Raw genomic sequence first — 19,662 nt, 5'->3', positions numbered from 1 at the left:
GAAGCCCTGCTCTAATAGATGTAGGAAATCCAGCTCATGACGCGGATGTAGAGTGCGCCGAGCAGGTTCATCAACGGGTTGTCGCCGGTAAAGACGAGCACATCGGCCTGGCCGCCGATGCGGGCGATGCGCAGGCGCGTTGCTTCGTCCGGGTCGAACTCGATGGCCACCGGTATGCGCTGGGCCTGACGCAGCCAGTCCTTGTTGTTCTGCACCGTGGGCAGGGTGCCGTGCGGCGGTGGCGAGGCCGCGGAGATGCCACCGCCGATGCTGCGCACGCGCCCCTTGAGCACCTCGCCGGGCAGAATGTCGAGGACGATGGCGACTTCGTCGCCGGGGTCGACGTTGCCGAGGTTGTTCTCGGTCAGGTCGGCGCTGATCCACAGGTCGTGCATGGCGATCAGCGTCATTACCGGAGCGCCCGGCTGGGCGAAGTGGCCGACATCGGTGCGCAGGTCGGTGACCACGCCACGCGTCGGCGCGACCACGTGCGTACGGGCGAGGTCGAGTTCTGCCTTCTCGACGGCGGCGCGGGCGCTCTGCAATTGCGTGTTGGCATCACTGGCGTCGCCGGCGGCTTCACGGGCCTTGCGCAGGTCGGCTTCGGCACGCCGCGCCTTGGCCCGTGCCTCGTCGCGGTTGGCCTGGGCGATCTCGAGGCGGCGCACGGAGATGGCGCCGGGGTCGTCCTTGTACAGCTTTTCCTGGCGCTCCGCATCGCGCTCGGTCATCGTGCGGTTCGCTTCGGCTGCGGTCAGCGCGGCACGCGCGGCGTCGACGCCGGCGGCCCCGGCGGCAATCGAGCTGCGCACCGTCTGGTAATCGGCGCGCGCCCGTTGCAGCGCGATCTCATAGGGCTTGGGATCGATGTCGAAGAGCGGCTGGCCAGGCTGGACCTCGTCGTTGTTGCGGATATGCACCTGCGCGAGCTTGCCGGCGACTTCCGCCGCGACCGGCACCACGAAGGCCTGGACACGCGCCTGCGACGTGTAGGGGGTCAACCGGTCGCCGACCAGGTAGAGGCTCAGGCTGGCAACGATAAGGGCGGCGACGACGAGCGCTCCCTTACGGGTGCCGGCGCCGGGCGTCGCATTGTTTTCGGAATCCTGGGTCATGGAGTTGTCCTCAGTTGAACCGGAGAAAGCTTTTCTTGTGGTGGCGGCAACGGGGCGTCGATCAACCTCTTCCAGTTGGCAGTTTCGCGCAGCATGGTCTGCGTCGGTTCGTCGACGAGCGGACGCATCCGAGCTGCTTCCCAGCCTCCGCCTAGGGCCTTGTAGACGGCGATCAGGTTCTGCGCGACGCTGCCCTGAGTGTTGACCAGGCGTTCCTGCTGGCTGAACAGGCTGCGCTGCGAGTCGAGGACACGCTGGAAGTCGACCAGTCCTTCGCGGTACTGGAGTGTCGCTAGATCCTGGGAGCGGCGCGCGGCGGCGACGGAATCGGCGACGATGGCAACCTGGGCGCGGCTCTTGGCGAAGCCGGTGGCCGCGTCGTCGAGTTCGCGCGCGGCACGCAGTACTGTCGCCTGGTACTGCTCGTAGAGTTGCTGGAAGCGGGCATCCTGAACCAGGACCTGGTTGCTCAGTCGCCCCCAGTCGAAGATGTTCCAGATCAGCACCGGCCCGAGACCCCAGTCGAGGGTACGTGCCGACCAGGCGAGCGAGGTGGCCGAGAGGCCGACCGTGCCGACCAGCGCGATCGACGGATAGAGCGACGCTTCGGCAATACCGATTTGCGCAGACTGCGCGGCCAGCAGCATCTCGGCGGTGCGCACGTCCGGGCGGCGGCGGAGCAGGTCGGCAGGAAGGTCGACGACGACGACAAAGCTCGCGACAGGAATCTTCCCGCGTCCGGCGTTCAGCTCCGGCAGGGAACCTGGCGGGCGTCCGAGCAATGTCGCCAGCGCATTCTCCGCCTGGCGCAGCGACCCTTCCAGCTCGGGGATGGTCGCCAGCGTGCTTAGGTATTGCGTGCGCGCCTGCTGCACGTCGAGTTCGGACTCGTTGCCGCTCTTGAACAGGCTCTCGGTGATTTCGAGGCTGCGTTTCTGGATCGCCGCGTTTTCGTTGGCGATGCGCAGGCGCAGCTCAATGGTGCGCAGCGTCACATAGAAGCTCGCAGCCTGTGCTGCAACAAGGACCTGGACATCGTCGTAGCGAGCGATGCTAGCGAAGTAGGCAGCGTCGGCCGCTTCGATGGCGCGTCGGAACTTGCCCCAAAAATCGAGTTCCCAAGCGATGTCGAGACCAACGCTATAGGACCATAACGCGCTGTCCGGGCCGTTGCTCTGGTTCCGGCCGGCCCGCAGCACGTCACCGGAAAGCTGCTGCAGCTGCGGGTAAAGCCCGCTGCCAGCAATGCCGAGCTGGGCACGAGCTTCGAGGATGTGCAGCCCGGCGGTGCGCACGTCGAGGTTGTTGCGTTGCGCCTCGGCAACCAGACCGTCAAGCACCGGGTCGCCAAAATTCTGCCACCAAGCATCTTGCGGTGGCTGCGGGATTTGCCCGTTTTCCGGGGTCGACCGCAAGGCTGGGCTCGACCACTGGTCGAGCCACGGCACTACCGGTAGCGTGTAGTTTGGACCGAGCGGGGCGCAGGCACTGGCCACAAGGCAGGCGGCGAGCAACAGCGCACGGGCCACGGCGCGCGACGCGGGCACGCGCTCAGATGGCCGCGAGCGGCGTATCGCCGTCGTTGGCACGGTCAGGGTTGGCATCGACCCAGCCCATGAAGATCTGGTAGCCGAGGGCAAGCAGCGTCGCGCCGACGAACATGCCGATGATGCCGGAAACGGCCATTCCGCCGAGTGCCCCAATGAGGATCACCGGCATCGGTGCGTCGACACCGCGCCCGAGCATGAGCGGTTTGAGCACGTTGTCGGCCATGCCGGAAACGAAAAGCAGGATCGTATAGGCGATCGCTTCGCCGTTGCCATAGTCACCGCTCGACCAGATGTAACCCATAGCCGGGAGTGTGACGATCAATGCCGGCACCTGCGCGATGCCGAGCACGAGGACGATGGCGGCGAGGACGCCGGCCCACGGCACGCCGGCGATCAACAGGCAGATACCGACGATGATCGCCTGGATGAAGGCGACACCGATGACGCCCTGGGCGACGGCGCGGATGGTCTGGGTGGACAGCCGGGCGAATTCTGCACCGCGCGCGCTGCCGATGACCCGCCCGAAAATCGCGTGGCTGCCGCGCCCGCCCGCTTCGCCGAAGGCCATGAGGATTCCAGCGATGATGAACGAACCGATGAACTGCAGGAGGACGACACCGATGCCCGCGACGAAACCAAGCAGGGACTTGGCGAGGTCGCCAATCTTGGGCTGGTGGCTCTTGACCAGTGCCGGCAGGTCGGCATGCGCCTGGGCCCAGAATCCGTGGATCTTCTTGCCGACCAAAGGCCATTTGGCTACGCTGTCACGCGGAGGCGGAACCTGCAGCGTGTTGTTCTGGGCGTCGGTGATCAGTTGCTGCACCGAGTCGCCGAGCGAACTCATCAGCACGGTGGTTGGCGTGACGATCAGTCCGAGGCCGAGCAACACGATCAGCGTTGCCGCGCGTCCCTGCTTGCCGCCCAGGCGCCGGGCGACTGCCTGGTGTATCGGGTAGAGCGTCACGGCGAGAATCAGCGCCCAGACCATCAGCGTGAGGAAGGGCGAAAACACTCGGTAGCAGAGCATCGCCAGCGCCAGGATGAGGCCGGCGCGGATCAGCACGTCGAGCAGGAGCAAGGCCAGGCGACGTTCAAGTTCAGAATCGGGCAGGTTCATGGTTAATCTCTCTGGTTTTTGGCATGACGCTTTGCCACGGGTTTATCGGCTGCTGCTCCCGGTCTGTCAGCGACGTCTAGTCCGCATCAGGGGGAATCGGCAGGGAATTGTACGTTGTTGGCTGGGGTAGATCCGTCCATTCGATGTACAGGGCACGCACGAGCAGCAGGGGAACGCGCCAGCCTGGTATCACCCCCCTGAAACGGCGACGACTCAGAGGTTGTGAAAAAATAGAAAAGCGGTCATGAAAAGTGCTGTAACCACTTGTTTTGTTGAACACCTTTTGGTGACAGTTCGAAGGGTAAAGATTGCCGCCATCCCTTCGGACTTTGATCGAGGCGAGGCCTCTGTCCCGGATGGAATTCGCTGATCGATGCCTCATCAGTCAGACGCGCTTGAAGCGCGAGGCTGCTATCAGGCTGAATCGACCACGGTCTGACCTGCCTTGTCATCACGTCATGATCGCCTGAGCAACCGGTGGGGGTGACTCCTCGACAACGACCCAAAGCGGTGGGGGTGCTGCGATATCGCAGGGTTGTCCATAGGCGCTCGCGAGCACCTCCCAGACTCTGGCGAGCGAGCGCCTGGGGGCAACCCGTGTTCATGCCGCCGACGGTTCATCGCCGGGCGGGTCGTCTCGCTCGTGGACCCGCAACGCCCAGACGATGTGGGCGTTCTTGTTCGCCAAGGCCACGGCTGCGACGTTCTGGTTGCGCCGGCCGATCAGCGGCGCCAGCCACGTTTTCGCATAACCCGCCTGGCGCTCGGCGACCCGGATCACTGCCCGGGCGCCGTGGATCAGCCGCGTGCGCAGATCGGCATCGCCGTGCTTACGGATGCCCCGAAGCCACGGCTGGCCGCCACGGGAGTGCGGCTTGGGGAGCCATCCCAGCCAGACCGCCAGCTGCCGTCCGTTCTCGAAACTCTTCGCCTTCCCGATCGAGGCCCCCCGCGCGCTTGCCGTGATCGGACCGATGCCGGGAATCTGTGCGAGCTTCTTGCGCGCTGCGTTTTCCCGGTGCCAGACCTGGATTTGCCCCGCCAGTTCGCCCACTGGGCGGTCGAGTTCCTTCAGGGGGTCCCCGAGTCGATGCCGCAAATTGGCGGAAGGCAGCGATCCCTATTTCCCCCGAATTTCGGCGCCAATCGTTCGACGCTCGGCTTGAAATTGGTGAACATCTGTCCTCGCTTCCCACTTTTTTCGCTTCGACTCATCCAGTCCGACAGGCGGCTAGCTCGCTGGGCGCATGGAAGGGTCCAATGCTCCTGCGCTTCAACGCAGCATCCCACGCTCCTCGATGAAGGCGATGATCTCGGACAGGCCCTGGCCAGTCTTCATGTTGCTGAAGACGAAAGGCCGCTCGCCGCGCATGCGTCGGCTGTCGCGATCCATGACCTCCAGCGAGGCGCCGACGAGTGGCGCGAGATCGGTCTTGTTGATCACCAGGAGGTCGGACCTGGTGATCCCCGGCCCACCCTTGCGCGGGATCTTGTCGCCGGCGGCGACGTCGATGACGTAAATCGTCAGATCGGAAAGCTCCGGGCTGAAGGTCGCTGCGAGGTTGTCACCCCCCGATTCCACGAAAACGATCTCGATGTCCGGAAAAGCCGTCGTCAGGCGGGCGACGGCTTCGAGGTTGATCGACGCATCCTCGCGAATCGCGGTATGCGGGCAACCGCCGGTTTCGACGCCGAGGATGCGTTCCTGCGGCAACGCCGCATGCTGCACCAGGAACTTCGCGTCTTCGGCGGTGTAGATGTCGTTGGTCACCACGCCGAGGCTGTATCGGTCGCGCAGCGCCAGGCACAGCGCCAGGGTGAGTGCAGTCTTGCCGGAGCCGACCGGGCCTCCGATGCCAATGCGCAGGGCGGGACGTCGGTGCATCTGAATTCGCTTTCTTTCAGGATCGGAAAAGTCTTGAATACTGGGTTTCATGGCGGCTTGACGCCAAAGCCAGGCCAGGAGCGAAATTGCTCCAGCGTTCTTCGGGCAGTTCGAGCGCCTGCTGCACCACTGCCGGCAGGCGACTACCCAGCGCCAGGAGGATGCGCTGCCCGGCGGCCTGGCCGAGCGGCACCGCCTTGAGCGCTGCCATCATCTGATTTTCGCACCAGGACCACAGATAAGCGGTCAGCGAATCGACGATGGCAATTTTCCAGGCGGCAGCGGCCAGTGCCCAGCCGACCGGAAAAGAGACTTCGGGAAGCGAGTCGAAGACCGGCGGCAGTGGGAAATCGTCCAGCTCGTGCAGCAGGCGACGCAGCGAATAGCCCATCTGTACAGTCTCGGCACGCAGCTCGGACGACTCGCGGCTGGCCAGGAAGTCGGCGTTGAGGCGTTTGACTTCACCATCGTCAGCGGCGATCCAGGCGCGCTGCAGACAGGCGGTCAATGGCGCTTCAAAACGGCCGATGCCATTCGTCAGCAAGCCGTCGATCCATTCTAGTGCCGTCGCCTGATCCTGCACCAGGCTGGCTTCGACAGCCCATTCGAGGCCTTGCGAATAGGTGTAGGCGCCCACCGGCAATGCCGGGCTGGCGAGCTGTAGCAACCGCGACAGCGCGAGACTCACTTGAATTCGTGAATTTTCGCCGGCGAGCGATGCGGGCCGTGGCCGGACGGGTGCGGATCGCTCATCGCTCCGGGACGCACCGGGCGGTAATCGTGACCATCGTGACCGTCCACGCGCACTTCGCCGTGAGCATGCGCACCATATGCTCCCCCTTCCGGATCGAATGGCGCTTCGACCTCGCTGACCGCACAACCGAGACCCAGCAACATCTCCGCGAGAACGTGATCCGCCTGCAAAAGCAGGCCGTACTCGCCAAGCTGTACCGGCACATGCCGGTTGCCGAGATGGTAAGCGGCGCGAATCAACTGCAAGGGGTCGCCGGCACGGACTTCGAGCAGCGCTTCCGGTGCGGCCTCGACGGCGATCACGCAGCCATTGCCGGTGAGCAATCGGTCACCGTGGCGCAGCACGGTGCCGGCCGGAAAAACATAGCCCATCTCCTCGCCGCTGGCCAGGGTGACGCGCTGCCGGCTTTTGCGGCGGGCATCGTAGGGCAACACCAAGCGGTCACTGGCGGGCGTCTCGCGGTCAGTGAAGGATTCGGCAAACAGCATGCTCAGAACAGGAAGTAGCGCTGCGCCATCGGCAGCACGCTGGCCGGCTCGCAGACCAGCAGTTCGCCGTCGGCGCGAACGGCGTAGGTTTCAGGATCGACTTCGATCTTCGGCGTCGCGGCGTTGTGGATCATGTCGGACTTGCCGAGTGCGCGCGTCCGGCGAACGGCAAAGAGCGGCTTGGCGAGTCGCAGCGCTGCGAGTTCGGGATGGTCGATCGCCGCCTGCGAAACGAAAGTCACCGAGGTCTTGCGCGCACCGCCGAAAGCTCCGAACATCGGCCGATAGTGCACCGGCTGTGGCGTCGGGATCGAGGCGTTGGCGTCGCCCATTGCGGCCGCAGCGATCATTCCGCCCTTGAGAATCAAGGAGGGCTTGACGCCGAAGAAAGCCGGTTTCCAGAGCACCAGGTCGGCGAGCTTGCCGACCTCGATCGAGCCGACGAGATCGCTGATGCCGTGCGTGATCGCCGGATTGATGGTGTACTTGGCGAGGTAGCGCTTGACACGGAAGTTGTCGTGCGTGGATTCGGCCTGTCCGGTCGGCGGCGGCAGCTGACCGCGCTGTACTTTCATCTTGTGCGCTGTCTGCCAGGTACGGATGATCACTTCGCCGACGCGTCCCATCGCCTGCGAATCCGACGACATCATCGACAGCGCACCCAGGTCGTGCAGGAGGTCTTCGGCGGCGATCGTCTCGCGGCGGATGCGGCTTTCAGCGAAAGCGACGTCCTCGGCGATCGCCGGGTCGAGGTGGTGGCAGACCATCAGCATGTCGAGATGTTCATCGACGGTATTGACGGTGTACGGGCGCGTCGGGTTGGTCGAGGAAGGCAGGACGTTGGCCTCGCCGACGGCACGCAGAATGTCGGGCGCATGCCCACCGCCGGCGCCTTCGGTATGGAAGGTATGGATGGTGCGCCCCTTGAAGGCGGCGAGCGTCGTTTCGACGAAGCCGGATTCGTTGAGCGTGTCGGTATGGATCGCCACCTGCACGTCCATCTCGTCGGCTACCGCCAGACAGTTGTCGATCGCCGCCGGGGTGGTGCCCCAGTCCTCGTGCAGCTTGAGACCGATGGCGCCGGCGCGTACCTGTTCGCGCAACGGTTCCGGCAGCGAGACATTGCCCTTGCCGAAGAAACCGAGGTTCATCGGGAAAGCGTCGGCCGCTTCGAGCATGCGCTGGAGGTGCCAGGGTCCCGGCGTACAGGTCGTGGCGTAGGTGCCCGTGGCCGGGCCGGTGCCACCGCCGAGCATGGTCGTCACCCCCGACATCAGGGCTTCATCGATCTGCTGCGGGCAGATGAAATGGATGTGGCTGTCGATGCCGCCGGCGGTGACGATCATTCCCTCGCCGGCGATGATCTCGGTGCCGCCGCCGATAGGGAGGGTCACGCCCGGCTGGATGTCCGGATTGCCGGCCTTGCCGATGCCGGCGATACGGCCGCCCTTGATGGCGATGTCGGCCTTGACGATTCCCCAGTGGTCGACGATCAGCGCGTTGGTGATGACCGTGTCGGCGACTTCGGCAGCAGGCTTCTGACCCTGTCCCATGCCGTCACGGATCACCTTGCCCCCGCCGAACTTGACTTCCTCGCCGTAGATCGTGAAATCGTCTTCGACGACGATCCACAGCTCGGTGTCGGCGAGACGTACGCGATCGCCGACGGTTGGGCCGAACATCTCGGCGTAGGCCTGTCGCGAGATTTTGACGCTCATGACCGAATCCTCATGGCAATTCTCCCATGACCGAGCCATTGAAACCATGGACTCGGCGCTCGCCGGCCAGCGCCACCAGTTGTACGCTGCGCGTCTGACCGGGTTCGAAGCGCACCGCGGTACCGGCGGCAATGTCGAGGCGGAAACCGCGCGCCGCGACGCGGTCGAAAACCAGTGCGGCATTGGTCTCGGCAAAATGGTAATGCGAACCGACCTGGATCGGCCGGTCGCCGGTATTGGCGACGCTCAGGCGGGTCGTTGCACGACCGGCGTTGAGTTCGATCTCGCCCGCTTCGATCCGCATTTCTCCGGGAATCATCGTTCAGTTCCTCAAATGATCGGGTGATGCACGGTGACCAGTTTGGTGCCGTCCGGGAAGCTTGCTTCGACCTGGATGTCGTGGATCATTTCCGGCACGCCTTCCATCACGTCGGCACGACTCAACAGCGTTGTGCCGTAGCTCATCAGCTCGGCAACCGTGCGGCCGTCGCGGGCGCCTTCGACGATCGCGGCGCTGATCAGCGCCACCGCTTCCGGGTAGTTGAGCTTCAGACCACGCGCCCGGCGTCGTTCGGCGAGCAAAGCGGCGGTGAAGATCAACAGCTTGTCCTTTTCTCTCGGCGTCAGTTCCATGCGTCTTCCTCAAAGCGATTCAGGTGCTCCAGATGCGTGGCACGACGGCTGCCTTGCCGAGCGCCGCCGGGCGCAACCGTTTCCACACTTCGCTCAACCAGGCGCGTGCCGCTTCGGTACAGGGCGCCAGGCAACGCGCCACCAGCACCTCGGGCAGTGCCGTGACCCCGGTCAACAGACCCGCGGCGGTCGGCACCGCCAGGCAGGCGTCGAGCCATTCCCGCTGCACCCCCGTCCCTGCGAGCAGCAGGGTCGCGCTGACCGGCCGGCCAGCCAGACCGGCAGCCGCATCAAGCCAGGCCGAGCCGCCGGACAACCAACCGCGCTCGACCCACAGCGGCCGTCCTTCGCTCTCGATCCGCGTCGCCAGGTCGAGCTGCCCGTGGCTGAAGCCTTCGCCGGCAGCCGTTCGACCCAGGCAGAGTATCTCCCAGCCGCAGAACATGCCACCGGCGGCCAGTTGGACATGTGTGTGCATCTGCGCGTCGGCACCATCGAAGACGATCGTTTCCTGCGGCAGCCATTCGATGACAGCTGCGCGCCCAATGCGCACGTTCAGCACATGCTGCGCCGGCCGCCCCCCCGAACGATACCACTTGCCGGCGCCTGGGGTGGTCAACAATGCATGCGCACCGGCTCCCGCGGCCAGCGAGATGTCCAGTCGGTCGCCGCCGACGATGCCCCCGGGCGGATGCAAAACAATCGCATGACAGACCGCCGGACCCTCCGGGTAGAGCGCTTTCTGTACGCGCAGCGGCCCGTAATGCTCGCGCTGTACCAGCAGCGTGGTCTCTGCACGACGCTCGAAACCGAGGGCCAGCCGTGCCTGCCAGCCGGAACGTGCCGCTTCCTCGATGGCCGCTGCCGCTGCCGTCAAACCACCAGGGCCGCCAGATCCCCATTCTGTTCCATGTACGATTCGTTCTCCAGCCCCAGAAAGCACTTGGGCCAATCTCGTCGGATTGGCCCAAGTGCTCGTTTTCTGGTGCCCCCAGTCGGAATCGAACCAACACCTGATGATTACAAATCAACTGCACGACCTTCATGCTACGGGGGCAAAAGCATTTCTCGGGCGAATTATAGCCGACCTTGATGCTTGCTGTATCATCTCCGGATTCCTTGCCAGGCGCAAGCCTCTGTGCATCGAAATACCGCTGTTAGAATGACCTGACTGTTTTTTTCGGTAGGACCCCATGCCATCCCTTTCGAACCCCTCGGAAATTGCGCGCGAGACCCTCCGTCTGCTGGCTTCCCGACGGATTTCTCCCTCTCCCGAGAACTATCGGGACCTCTATAACGAGATTGCGGGCACCTCCGGCAATCTCGCGGAAAATTTTCCCAAACGCGAGCTGCAGGCGCTACAGACCGTTCTACCCAGAGAGACTGCCGTTCAGCAAAAGCTGGTCAAGCGGTTTGAACAGGCATTCAAGGGCAGGAACTGGGATGAACTGCGCGACGGAGTCGCCGACTTGGTCAAGCAGCTCGCCAATGAGCACGAATTGCCTTGGAGCGAGTTATTTCGCGACTTTCTGCGCCAGTGGGAAAACAAGCAGGCCGGACTGACCGTGGCGCGCAAGCGTGAAGCGCTCGAGCGAGTGCTGGCAGCCGCTGCGGGCAACAGTGAGCTGCTGTTCGGACGACTGCAGGGCTTGGTCAAGTCGTGGTCGAGCAATGGCGTGGGAGAGGAGGAAATCCCTCTGGTCGAGGCCGGAGCCATTGCAGAGACTGAGGCCAACCTGCCGCTCGTCAGTGAGGTCGACACAGACAGTTCGATGCGTACGAGCGAGTCGTCGAGTGAACTGCGCGACCTCTTCGCGTACACCCTTGAAGTGATCGTCGCGACACAACTCACGGATGAACCGGAGCTTGCCGCCGATGCCCGCATGCTGGCGCACAAGGCCCGCAGCGCCACTTCACCTTCTGCGCTGCAGGGCCTGCTGGCTGGTGTCAAGCGCTTCGCATTCCGTCTGGAGATCCTGGCAGAGGATCGTACCGAACTGCGCGCGGGTTTGCTCAATCTACTGCAATTGCTGATCAAGAACGTGGGCGAGCTGGTCACCGAAGACCGCTGGCTGGCCGGACAGATCGAAATCGTTCGCGACATCGTTTCCAACCCTTTGAGCATTCGTGCCATTGACGATGCCGAGGGTCGGCTCAAGGAAGTCATCTTCAAGCAGAGCCAGCTCAAACACAGTCTCAACGAAGCCAAGGAGAGCCTCAAGCAGATGCTGGCCGGCTTTGTCGATCATCTGGCAGAATTCGCCGACTCGACTTCCGACTATCACGACAAGCTTGAACTCTGTGCGCACCGGATCAGCATGGCCGAGGACATCACACAACTCGAAGGTGTCCTCGCCGATGTGATTCATGAGACACGCATCATTCAGCTCAACGCGCAACGCTCGCGTGACGACCTGCGCACTGCGAAACAGCGCGTCAGCGAAGCCGAGGCGAGAATCGGCGAACTGCAACGGGAACTCGACCGGGCCAGCATGCTGGTTCGTCATGACCAGTTGACCGGGACCCTCAACCGTCGCGGTCTTGATGAGGCATTCGAGAAGGAGGTCGCACGTGCTCAGCGTCGCCAGTCGCCCCTCTGCGTGGCCCTGCTCGATATTGACAACTTCAAGAAACTCAACGACACGCTCGGTCACGATGCCGGCGATGCAGCCCTGATACACCTGGCGACCGTGATTCGGGAGACGATGCGTCCGCAAGACACGGTTGCCCGATTTGGTGGCGAAGAGTTCATCATCATCCTGCCGGACACGTCGGTCGAGGATGCGCAGACGGCCATTGTCCGTCTGCAGCGGGAATTGACCCGACGCATCTTCCTCCACAACAACGACCGACGACTGATCACCTTCAGCGCCGGCGTGACCCACCTGCAGCCCGGCGATATCCAGGGATCGGTCACCAAGCGCGCAGACGAGGCCATGTATGCGGCCAAACAGGCAGGGAAGAACCGGGTCATGATCGGCTGAGCTGCAGGTACCGGCAGCGCGGTAGTGCACGGAAGAAGCTTTTCAGTTCGGCCCGATCGCCTCCGGCGATGGGGTACCGGCCAGATGCTTGAGCACTTCGCCGGCGGCCAGCAGACCGAAAGGCGCCGTCACGCAAACCGACGAACCGAAGCCGGCACAGCTCAGGCCAGTGAGCATCCGTGGCTGCTCGCAGGAATTGCTGCGCCCAGGGTAGCGAAGAGGTTCGCTGGAAAATACCGCCGGAACCCCGAATTTCTTTCCGGCCTCGCGAGGGAACCCGTAGTTTTTGCGCAATAGCGAGCGCACTTTGGCGAGCAGCGGGTCCTGGATGGTGAAAGCAAGATCGGCAATCCGGATGCACGTGGGATCGATCTGGCCACCGGCGCCACCGGCAGTGATCAGCGGCACCCCACAACGTTTCGCCCAGGCGATCATCGCCGCTTTGGTGCGCACCTGATCAATGGCGTCGATGAGGTAATTGAAGTCTCCGCCAAGCAGCGCTGCAACGTTTTCCGGCGTCACGAAATCCTCGATTTCGCTGACCACGCAATCCGGGTTGATGGCACGAATCCGTTGCGCCATGGCGCTGACCTTGGCCTTGCCGAATTCACCGTCGAGCGCGTGTACCTGACGGTTGACGTTGGACTCGGCGATCATGTCGAGGTCGATCAGGGTGATCCTGCCGACCGCCGAACGTGCCAGGCCTTCGACCGCCCATGAACCCACGCCACCGATGCCGACCACCGCGACATGGGCGTTTTCGAAGCGCTGCAAGGCATCCGCGCCATAGAGGCGGGCAATGCCGCCGAAGCGGCGCAACCGATCGACAGGTGTTTCGCTCATGGCGTCTGTGGGGTTCGCCGGAGGCTCCACCGGCGTGGCTGGCTCGATTCGCGCCTCCCTCGCTGTCGGCAAGCGGCGTCACGGGTCTGGCTGTGCATGGGAGCGTATTCCGGCAAGGGATGCTGCCCAGTGTAACCGAAAGCCAGGGTGCAAGGGCATGCCGCCTGGGGCAATACGGCAACACTCGCGGCAGACAGTCGGATGCGTTCCGGCAAAGCTTTTTTCGCACGCAGATCGTGCGGTCATTGTCTGCATTCAACTGGCCGCAAGATGCCATGCTGGGCTAAACTTGTGGTTTTTGTTGATCAGGAGTTCATATCACATGCCTATTGTCACCACACCCAGTGGCTTACAGATCGAAGAGATCATTGTTGGCAGCGGTCCCACCGCCAGCGCCGGTCAGCACGTCATCGTGCATTACACGGGCTGGCTGGCCGATGGCAAGAAATTCGATTCGAGCGTCGATCGCAACGAACCCTTCCGTTTTCCGCTCGACGGGAAACACGTCATTGCCGGCTGGGAAGAAGGGGTGCCGGGGATGAGCGTCGGCGGCATCCGTAAGCTTACCATTCCCGCCGATCTCGCTTACGGTGCCCGTGGCGCCGGAAAGTTGATACCGCCAAACGCGAAGCTGGTATTCGAGATCGAGCTGCTCGACATCGCCTGAGAATGGCCGACAGGCCACGCCAGACCCCACGCCCGCCAGCAGGGACACGGCCGGCCGAAGCGGATATCGGCCGGCCCTTGCCAGGCGCCCGCATGACCAGGCCCAAGCCGCCTGCGGCCCGTGTAGCCGGCGCGCCAGCGCACAAGACCGAGGCCGAGCGTTTGCCTGGCACCGGCACATCGCGCTCAGCGCCCGTCCCGGAAGCGGCGGGCAAGGTGCCGCCTGACGGCGTACGCATTGCCAAGCTGATGGCCGAGCGCGGTCTTTGTTCGCGCCGCGATGCGGATGAATACATCGCGCGAGGCTGGGTTTTCGTGGATGGACGGCGGGTCAGCCAACTCGGAACGCGTGCCCATCCAGATGCCGTCATTACTCTCGACCGGCAAGCGCAGGCGAATCAGCAAAGCCGGTTGACGATTCTGCTGAACAAGCCGATAGGTTATGTTTCGAGCCAGCCGGAACCCGGCTGCAAGCCGGCAGTGACCCTGATTCGACCCGAAACACAGTATCGCACACCGGACACGCCGGTTTTCCATCCGGCCTGCCTGAAGGGACTGGCACCTGCAGGCCGGCTCGACATCGATTCGACCGGCCTGCTCATCCTGACCCAGGACGGGCGAGTGGCACGCCAGTTGATTGGCGAGGACTCGATGATCGACAAGGAGTATCTGGTACGTGTCGGGGGTCATCTCGATGCCGGGGGCCTGTCCCTGCTGCAGCACGGGCTCAGCCTCGACGACCGCAAACTGAAGCCGGCCCAGGTCGCATGGCTCAACGACGATCAGCTGCGCTTCGTTCTCCATGAGGGGCGCAAGCGACAGATCCGGCGGATGTGCGAGCTGGTCGGGTTACGCGTGACCGGCCTCAAGCGCGTGCGCGTCGGGGCAGTCAGACTCGGCGACCTGCCACTCGGTCAATGGCGCTTTCTGCGCCCCGACGAAAGCTTCTGACGGGTCCCGGCAGCGCACCTCGGGTCTGCCGGCCGTTCAGAGAAAGACCGGCTCGGGCGTCAGTTCAATGCCGAAATGCTCGCGCACAGCGGTCTGTACGGCCTGTGCCAGAGCGATCACCTCGGCTCCTGAAGCGCCGCCGCGATTGACCAGCACCAGCGCCTGCTTCTCGTACATTCCCACCCGGCCGAGGTTGCGGCCTTTCCAGCCGCTCTGTTCGATCAACCAGCCGGCTGCGAGTTTGACGCGGCCATCGACCTGCGGGTAACGCGGCAGACCCGGAAACCGGCTGGCCAGTCGCTCACCGGTCGCCGTGTCCACCAGTGGGTTGTGGAAGAAGCTGCCGGCGTTGGGCAAGGCCGCCGGATCGGGCAGCTTGCGGCTGCGGATATCGATCACTGCCGCAGCGATTTGCCGGGCATTCGGATTGGCAATCTGTTGCTGATCGAGTTCGGCAGCCAGGTCGGCGTAAGCGGTCAGGGGCTGCCAGACTTTCGGCAGGCGGAGGGTCACGTGCGTGATCACCCGAGCAGCGTCGAGATGCCACCCCTGTTGTTTGAAGACGCTGTCGCGGTAGGCAAACCGGCAGGCTGCACGATCGAAGTGCAGCGTCTGGCCACTTTGCATGTCGCAGGCTTCGAGCGACAGGAAGCGATCGGCGATTTCGAGACCGTAGGCACCGATGTTCTGGATCGGCGCTGCGCCGACCGTGCCGGGAATCAATGCCAGATTTTCGAGTCCCGGCCAGCCTTGCGCGAGTGTCCAGCTGACCAGTTGATGCCAGTTCTCGCCGGCACCGGCGCGCACATACCAGGCGTCGTCATCCTCGGCGACCAGTTGCCGGCCACCAATCGCCATGTGCAGCAGCAAACCGTCAAAGTCTCCGGAGAGCACCAGGTTGCTGCCTCCTCCCAGAACGAAGCGGCGCGGCTCGCCGCTGCCGGCGAGTTGTGCCAGTTGACCGGCAGCGGTGATCTCGGCATACAGCGCGGCCCGTCCGGGCAAGGCCAGTGTTGTCCGCGTCGCCAGTTCGACGTCACCCGTCACGAAATCCGGCAGTTGCCGGCCATCCATCAGGCAGGCACCTCAGAGCAGCGGCGCCAGCCAGCGCTGTGCTTCGCCGACGCTGAAACCGGCACGCTGCGCCCAGTCCTCGAGCTGGTCACGGGCGATCTTGCTGACCGCAAAATAACGCGCCTGCGGGTGCGCCAGATAGAAACCGGAAACGGCTGCCGCGGGCGTCATGGCGAAGGATTCGGTCAAACCCATGCCGGCATTGCGCGGCGCATCGAGCAGTTCGAAGAGCGGGCCCTTGGCGGTATGATCGGGGCAGGCCGGATAGCCGGGCGCCGGCCGGATGCCGCGATAGTCCTCACGGATCAGAGCCTGGCAGTCGAGCATTTCGTCGCTGGCGTAGCCCCAGTAGTCGCGCCGTACTTCTGCGTGCAACCATTCGGCACAGGCTTCGGCCAAGCGGTCGGCGATCGCCTTCAACAGGATCGAACGGTAATCGTCATGGGCGGCAGCGAATTCGGCGAGCTTTTCCTCGATACCGAAACCCGCGCCGACGGCAAAGGCGCCGATCCAGTCCGGCGTACCGCGCTCGGCCACATAGTCGCTCAGGCAGTAGTGCGGTTTGCCCGCCGGACGCTCGTACTGCTGGCGCAGGTTGTGCCAGCTCAGCAATTGCTCGCTGCGTGATTCGTCGGCATAGATTTCAATGTCGTCACCGACAGCGTTGGCCGGGAAGAGGCCGAAGACGGCGTTGGCACTCAACCACTTCTCGCTGACGATTCTTTGCAGCATGGCCTGCGCGTCGCTGAACACCGTCCGGGCAGTCGGACCCACCAGCGCGTCTTCCAGGATCTTCGGGTAACTGCCGGCCAGATCCCAGGTCTGAAAGAAGGGTCCCCAGTCGATGAAATCGACGAGGGTCGTGAGGTCGACGTTGCGTAGCACGTGCAGCCCCGGCTTTTTCGGCGCCGTCGGCCGATAGGCGGGATCGTTGTTCCATACGAAGCGATTGCTGCGTGCCGTTTCCAGCGTCACCAGCGGAATGCCCTTCTTGTTGGCGTGCTGCGCGCGCACCCTGGCGTAGTCGGCAACGATCTCGTCCCGAAAAGCCGCGCCATGGTCGGCCGACAGGAGGCGGGTGACCACGCCGACCGCGCGCGAGGCATCGGGGACATAGACCACCGATCCGGAATAGTTCGGCGCGATCTTGATCGCCGTGTGCGCACGGCTGGTCGTTGCTCCGCCGATCAGGAGCGGTATTGGCGGGCATCCATCGACCGCGTCGGCAAAACCGAGACGTTCCATCTCGGCCGCGACATGGCTCATTTCCTCGAGTGACGGGGTGATCAGGCCGGACAGGCCGACAGCCTGTGCCGCATGCTCCCTGGCGGCGTGCAGGATCTTGTCGCAGGAGACCATGACACCGAGGTCGATGACCTCGTAGCCGTTGCAGCCCAGCACCACGCCGACGATGTTCTTGCCGATGTCGTGCACGTCGCCCTTGACCGTGGCCATCACGATCCGGCCCTTGCTGCGGACACCGGTACGCAGTTTTTCGGCCTCGATGAAGGGGATCAGGTGCGCGACCGCCTGTTTCATCACCCGTGCCGACTTGACCACCTGCGGCAGGAACATCTTGCCGGCGCCAAAGAGGTCGCCGACGATGTTCATGCCGTTCATCAGGGGCCCTTCGATCACCGACAGCGGTGGCTTGCCGTCGGCTTCCAGCGCGGCGCGGCATTCTTCGGTGTCGGCGACGACGAAGTCGGTGATTCCCTTGACCAGGGCATGCGAGAGACGCTGTTCGACCGGCAGTTCGCGCCAGGCGAGGTCGGGGCCGCTGTCCCTGGCCTGGCCTTCGCGCACCGTCTGGGCAAATTCGACCAGCGCCTCGCCGGCATCGGGGCGGCGGTTCAGGACCACATCCTCGACCTTCGCGCGCAGTATCGGGTCGAGGTCGTCGTAGACGCCGAGCATGCCGGCGTTGACGATGCCCATCGACAGTCCGGCCTGGATCGCGTGGTAGAGGAAGACGGTGTGGATCGCTTCGCGAACCGGATCGTTGCCGCGGAACGAGAAGGAGACATTGGATACCCCTCCGGAAATCTGCGCGCCCGGCAGGTGCGCGCGAATCCAGGCGCAGGCCTCGATGAAGTCGACGGCGTAGTGGTTGTGCTCTTCGATGCCGGTGGCGATGGCGAAGATGTTCGGGTCGAAGATGATGTCCTCGGGGGGAAAAGCCGCCTGTTCGGTGAGCAGCCGGTAGGCGCGCGCGCAGATTTCGGTCTTGCGTGTGTAGGTGTCGGCCTGTCCGTTCTCGTCGAAAGCCATGACCACCACCGCCGCACCGTATCGGCGCGCCAGCCTGGCCTGGCGCAGGAATTCGGTCTCGCCCTCCTTCATCGAGATCGAGTTGACGATGCCCTTGCCCTGGATGCACTGGAGACCCGCTTCGATGACCGTCCATTTCGACGAGTCGATCATGATCGGCACACGTGCGATGTCCGGTTCGCTGGCAATCAGCTTGAGGAAGCGGTCCATGGCCGCTGGCGAATCGAGCATCGCCTCGTCCATGTTGATGTCGATCACCTGTGCGCCGTTTTCGACCTGCTGGCGGGCAACCGCCAGGGCAGCGTCGAAGCGGCCTTCGAGAATCATTCGGGCAAAGGCTCGCGAGCCGGTGACGTTGGTCCGCTCGCCGACGTTGACGAACAGCGACTCCTTGCCGACGTTGAACGGTTCGAGACCGGACAGACGCAGCTTTCTTTCGATCTGCGGAATGGTCCGGGGTTTGATGCCGGCCACCCTGCCGGCGATTGCCGCGATATGTTCGGGCGTGGTGCCGCAGCAGCCGCCGACGATATTGACGAAACCTTTCCTGGCCCAGTCGGCGATTTCGGCGGCCAATTGTGCCGGTGTCTCGTCGTAGCCGCCGAAAGCGTTCGGCAGGCCGGCGTTCGGGTGCGCCGAAACGAAGCAATCGCAGATCTGTGAGAGTTCCTCGACGTACTGGCGCAACTCGCCGGCACCGAGGGCGCAGTTGAGCCCGAAGCTCAGCGGACGGACATGGTTCAGCGAGTTCCAGAACGCTTCGGCGGTCTGCCCCGAGAGGGTCCGTCCCGAAGCGTCGGTGATCGTTCCGGAAATCATCACCGGCCAGCGGCGACCGGTCTCATCAAAGTGTCGTTCGATGGCAAACAGGGCTGCCTTGGCGTTCAGCGTGTCGAAAACGGTCTCGACCAGCAGAAGGTCGGCACCGCCATCGCAGAGTCCGCGGATGGCTTCCGCATAGGTGCCGACCAGTTCGTCGAAGCTGGTATTGCGGTAGCCGGGGTCATTGACGTCCGGCGAGATCGACGCGGTGCGCGAGGTCGGCCCGATGACGCCGGCGACAAAGCGGGGCCTGGCCGGGTCCCTGGCGGTGAATTCGTCGCATACCGCCCGAGCCAGTTGCGCGCCGGCCACATTCAGCTCATATACGATGGCTTCGAGATGGTAATCGGCCTGCGAGACGCGGGTCGAGTTGAAGGTGTTGGTCTCGATGATGTCGGCGCCGGCGGCCAGATACTCGGCATGGATCGCACGGATGAGGTCTGGTCGAGTCAGCAGCAACAGGTCGTTGTTACCTTTGAGATCATGCGCATGCGTCGCGAAGCGACTGCCACGATAATCCGCCTCCTGCAGGCCCTGGCGCTGGATCATCGTTCCCATTGCGCCATCGAGAACCAGAATGTGCTTTTCGAGGAGGGTTTTCAGTTCGGCGGTACGGTCGGGTTGCGTGGCTGGCATGGATCAATTCCCTGGTTTTTTCGCTGGTCTGTGGTTGCAAAACAGAAAACCCGTCGGCGCAAAGCTCGACGAGTCTTGATGAGGGTCTCGCTTTAATGTGAAAGTCGCGTATGCGACTCACGAACCTCCCCTCCCCCTCGCGAGGGGCGAAGGCG

General features: G+C 63.8%; 16 protein-coding genes, 1 tRNA gene and 1 pseudogene. 3 read left to right on the top strand and 15 right to left on the bottom strand.

Annotated features, from left to right (window positions below; genetic code table 11):
* Positions 1-11: 11 nt before the first annotated feature.
* The 12 genes and pseudogenes from V5B39_RS03075 to V5B39_RS03020 all read right to left on the bottom strand — a co-directional run bounded on the left by V5B39_RS03075 (position 12) and on the right by V5B39_RS03020 (position 10,317).
* Positions 12-1,115 (bottom strand): HlyD family secretion protein, encoded by a 1,104-nt coding sequence (locus V5B39_RS03075; RefSeq protein ID WP_332341363.1) that lies wholly within the window; start codon positions 1,113-1,115, stop codon positions 12-14.
* Complete coding sequence (locus V5B39_RS03070) at positions 1,112-2,719, bottom strand: TolC family protein (RefSeq protein WP_332341361.1); 1,608 nt, start codon at positions 2,717-2,719, stop codon at positions 1,112-1,114. Before V5B39_RS03070 ends, V5B39_RS03075 begins: the two co-directional genes overlap by 4 nt.
* On the bottom strand, positions 2,667-3,782 hold the full coding sequence (locus V5B39_RS03065; protein WP_332341359.1) for an AI-2E family transporter: 1,116 nt from the start codon (positions 3,780-3,782) through the stop codon (positions 2,667-2,669). The genes V5B39_RS03070 and V5B39_RS03065 overlap by 53 nt, the downstream gene beginning before the upstream one ends.
* 601 nt (positions 3,783-4,383) lie before the next feature.
* Positions 4,384-4,881: pseudogene (locus V5B39_RS03060) on the bottom strand (transposase); the annotation flags it as partial.
* Positions 4,882-5,055: 174 nt separating this feature from the next.
* Positions 5,056-5,667, bottom strand: coding sequence for an urease accessory protein UreG (gene ureG, locus V5B39_RS03055; protein ID WP_332341358.1), 612 nt, complete (start codon positions 5,665-5,667; stop codon positions 5,056-5,058).
* A gap of 16 nt (positions 5,668-5,683) precedes the next feature.
* Positions 5,684-6,355, bottom strand: coding sequence for an urease accessory protein UreF (locus V5B39_RS03050; RefSeq protein ID WP_332341356.1), 672 nt, complete (start codon positions 6,353-6,355; stop codon positions 5,684-5,686).
* The gene (ureE, locus tag V5B39_RS03045) at positions 6,352-6,909 is read right to left on the bottom strand and encodes an urease accessory protein UreE (RefSeq protein WP_332341354.1); all 558 of its coding nucleotides are present in this window, start codon (positions 6,907-6,909) and stop codon (positions 6,352-6,354) included. Before ureE ends, V5B39_RS03050 begins: the two co-directional genes overlap by 4 nt.
* Positions 6,910-6,911: 2 nt before the next feature.
* Positions 6,912-8,627, bottom strand: coding sequence for an urease subunit alpha (gene ureC, locus V5B39_RS03040; protein ID WP_332341352.1), 1,716 nt, complete (start codon positions 8,625-8,627; stop codon positions 6,912-6,914).
* Between the two features lie 10 nt (positions 8,628-8,637).
* Entirely contained in the window at positions 8,638-8,946 is a 309-nt protein-coding gene (locus V5B39_RS03035; RefSeq protein WP_332341350.1) for an urease subunit beta, read from the bottom strand.
* Positions 8,947-8,957: 11 nt separating this feature from the next.
* Positions 8,958-9,260 (bottom strand): urease subunit gamma, encoded by a 303-nt coding sequence (locus V5B39_RS03030; protein ID WP_332341348.1) that lies wholly within the window; start codon positions 9,258-9,260, stop codon positions 8,958-8,960.
* Between the two features lie 19 nt (positions 9,261-9,279).
* Complete coding sequence (locus tag V5B39_RS03025; protein WP_332341346.1) at positions 9,280-10,137, bottom strand: urease accessory protein UreD; 858 nt, start codon at positions 10,135-10,137, stop codon at positions 9,280-9,282.
* Positions 10,138-10,243: 106 nt separating this feature from the next.
* A tRNA-Thr gene (locus V5B39_RS03020) sits at positions 10,244-10,317 on the bottom strand.
* Positions 10,318-10,453: 136 nt separating this feature from the next.
* On the opposite strand from V5B39_RS03020, the gene V5B39_RS03015 reads away from it, so the two are divergent.
* Complete coding sequence (locus V5B39_RS03015) at positions 10,454-12,244, top strand: GGDEF domain-containing protein (protein WP_332341345.1); 1,791 nt, start codon at positions 10,454-10,456, stop codon at positions 12,242-12,244.
* Between the two features lie 42 nt (positions 12,245-12,286).
* Here the strand turns inward: V5B39_RS03015 and V5B39_RS03010 are convergent, their stop codons facing one another.
* Positions 12,287-13,087: a tRNA threonylcarbamoyladenosine dehydratase gene (locus V5B39_RS03010; protein ID WP_332341343.1), complete on the bottom strand. Its 801-nt coding sequence runs from the start codon at positions 13,085-13,087 to the stop codon at positions 12,287-12,289.
* A 322-nt stretch (positions 13,088-13,409) separates the two neighbouring features.
* Here V5B39_RS03010 and V5B39_RS03005 point away from each other — a divergent pair, with 322 nt between their 5' ends.
* Positions 13,410-13,754: an FKBP-type peptidyl-prolyl cis-trans isomerase gene (locus V5B39_RS03005; protein WP_034929377.1), complete on the top strand. Its 345-nt coding sequence runs from the start codon at positions 13,410-13,412 to the stop codon at positions 13,752-13,754.
* A 92-nt stretch (positions 13,755-13,846) separates the two neighbouring features.
* Positions 13,847-14,704 carry a pseudouridine synthase gene (locus V5B39_RS03000; RefSeq protein WP_332341342.1) on the top strand — a complete coding sequence of 286 codons (858 nt, stop codon included), beginning with the start codon at positions 13,847-13,849 and terminating at the stop codon, positions 14,702-14,704.
* 36 nt (positions 14,705-14,740) lie between these two features.
* Here V5B39_RS03000 and murB read toward each other — a convergent pair whose 3' ends face one another.
* A complete protein-coding gene (murB, locus tag V5B39_RS02995; RefSeq protein ID WP_332341340.1) occupies positions 14,741-15,778 on the bottom strand; it encodes a UDP-N-acetylmuramate dehydrogenase in 1,038 nt (345 codons plus the stop codon).
* 12 nt (positions 15,779-15,790) lie between these two features.
* Positions 15,791-19,507 carry a methionine synthase gene (gene metH / locus V5B39_RS02990; RefSeq protein WP_332341339.1) on the bottom strand — a complete coding sequence of 1,239 codons (3,717 nt, stop codon included), beginning with the start codon at positions 19,505-19,507 and terminating at the stop codon, positions 15,791-15,793.
* Between the last annotated feature and the right edge of the window lie 155 nt (positions 19,508-19,662).

This window comes from Accumulibacter sp. (assembly GCF_036625275.1).
Lineage (GTDB): Bacteria > Pseudomonadota > Gammaproteobacteria > Burkholderiales > Rhodocyclaceae > Accumulibacter.
Note: the sequence above shows the minus strand (reverse complement) of the source record. Positions and strands in the feature narration are given on the sequence as shown.

What these genes read in the sequence shown, in the direction of transcription:
- V5B39_RS03075 (WP_332341363.1), bottom strand. Translation starts at nt 1,115, where the DNA reads ATGACCCAGGATTCCGAAAACAATGCGACGCCCGGCGCCGGCACCCGT.
- V5B39_RS03070 (WP_332341361.1), bottom strand. Translation starts at nt 2,719, where the DNA reads ATGCCAACCCTGACCGTGCCAACGACGGCGATACGCCGCTCGCGGCCA.
- V5B39_RS03065 (WP_332341359.1), bottom strand. Translation starts at nt 3,782, where the DNA reads ATGAACCTGCCCGATTCTGAACTTGAACGTCGCCTGGCCTTGCTCCTG.
- ureG (WP_332341358.1), bottom strand. Translation starts at nt 5,667, where the DNA reads ATGCACCGACGTCCCGCCCTGCGCATTGGCATCGGAGGCCCGGTCGGC.
- ureE (WP_332341354.1), bottom strand. Translation starts at nt 6,909, where the DNA reads ATGCTGTTTGCCGAATCCTTCACTGACCGCGAGACGCCCGCCAGTGAC.
- ureC (WP_332341352.1), bottom strand. Translation starts at nt 8,627, where the DNA reads ATGAGCGTCAAAATCTCGCGACAGGCCTACGCCGAGATGTTCGGCCCA.
- V5B39_RS03035 (WP_332341350.1), bottom strand. Translation starts at nt 8,946, where the DNA reads ATGATTCCCGGAGAAATGCGGATCGAAGCGGGCGAGATCGAACTCAAC.
- V5B39_RS03030 (WP_332341348.1), bottom strand. Translation starts at nt 9,260, where the DNA reads ATGGAACTGACGCCGAGAGAAAAGGACAAGCTGTTGATCTTCACCGCC.
- V5B39_RS03015 (WP_332341345.1), top strand. Translation starts at nt 10,454, where the DNA reads ATGCCATCCCTTTCGAACCCCTCGGAAATTGCGCGCGAGACCCTCCGT.
- V5B39_RS03010 (WP_332341343.1), bottom strand. Translation starts at nt 13,087, where the DNA reads ATGAGCGAAACACCTGTCGATCGGTTGCGCCGCTTCGGCGGCATTGCC.
- V5B39_RS03005 (WP_034929377.1), top strand. Translation starts at nt 13,410, where the DNA reads ATGCCTATTGTCACCACACCCAGTGGCTTACAGATCGAAGAGATCATT.
- V5B39_RS03000 (WP_332341342.1), top strand. Translation starts at nt 13,847, where the DNA reads ATGACCAGGCCCAAGCCGCCTGCGGCCCGTGTAGCCGGCGCGCCAGCG.
- murB (WP_332341340.1), bottom strand. Translation starts at nt 15,778, where the DNA reads ATGGATGGCCGGCAACTGCCGGATTTCGTGACGGGTGACGTCGAACTG.
- metH (WP_332341339.1), bottom strand. Translation starts at nt 19,507, where the DNA reads ATGCCAGCCACGCAACCCGACCGTACCGCCGAACTGAAAACCCTCCTC.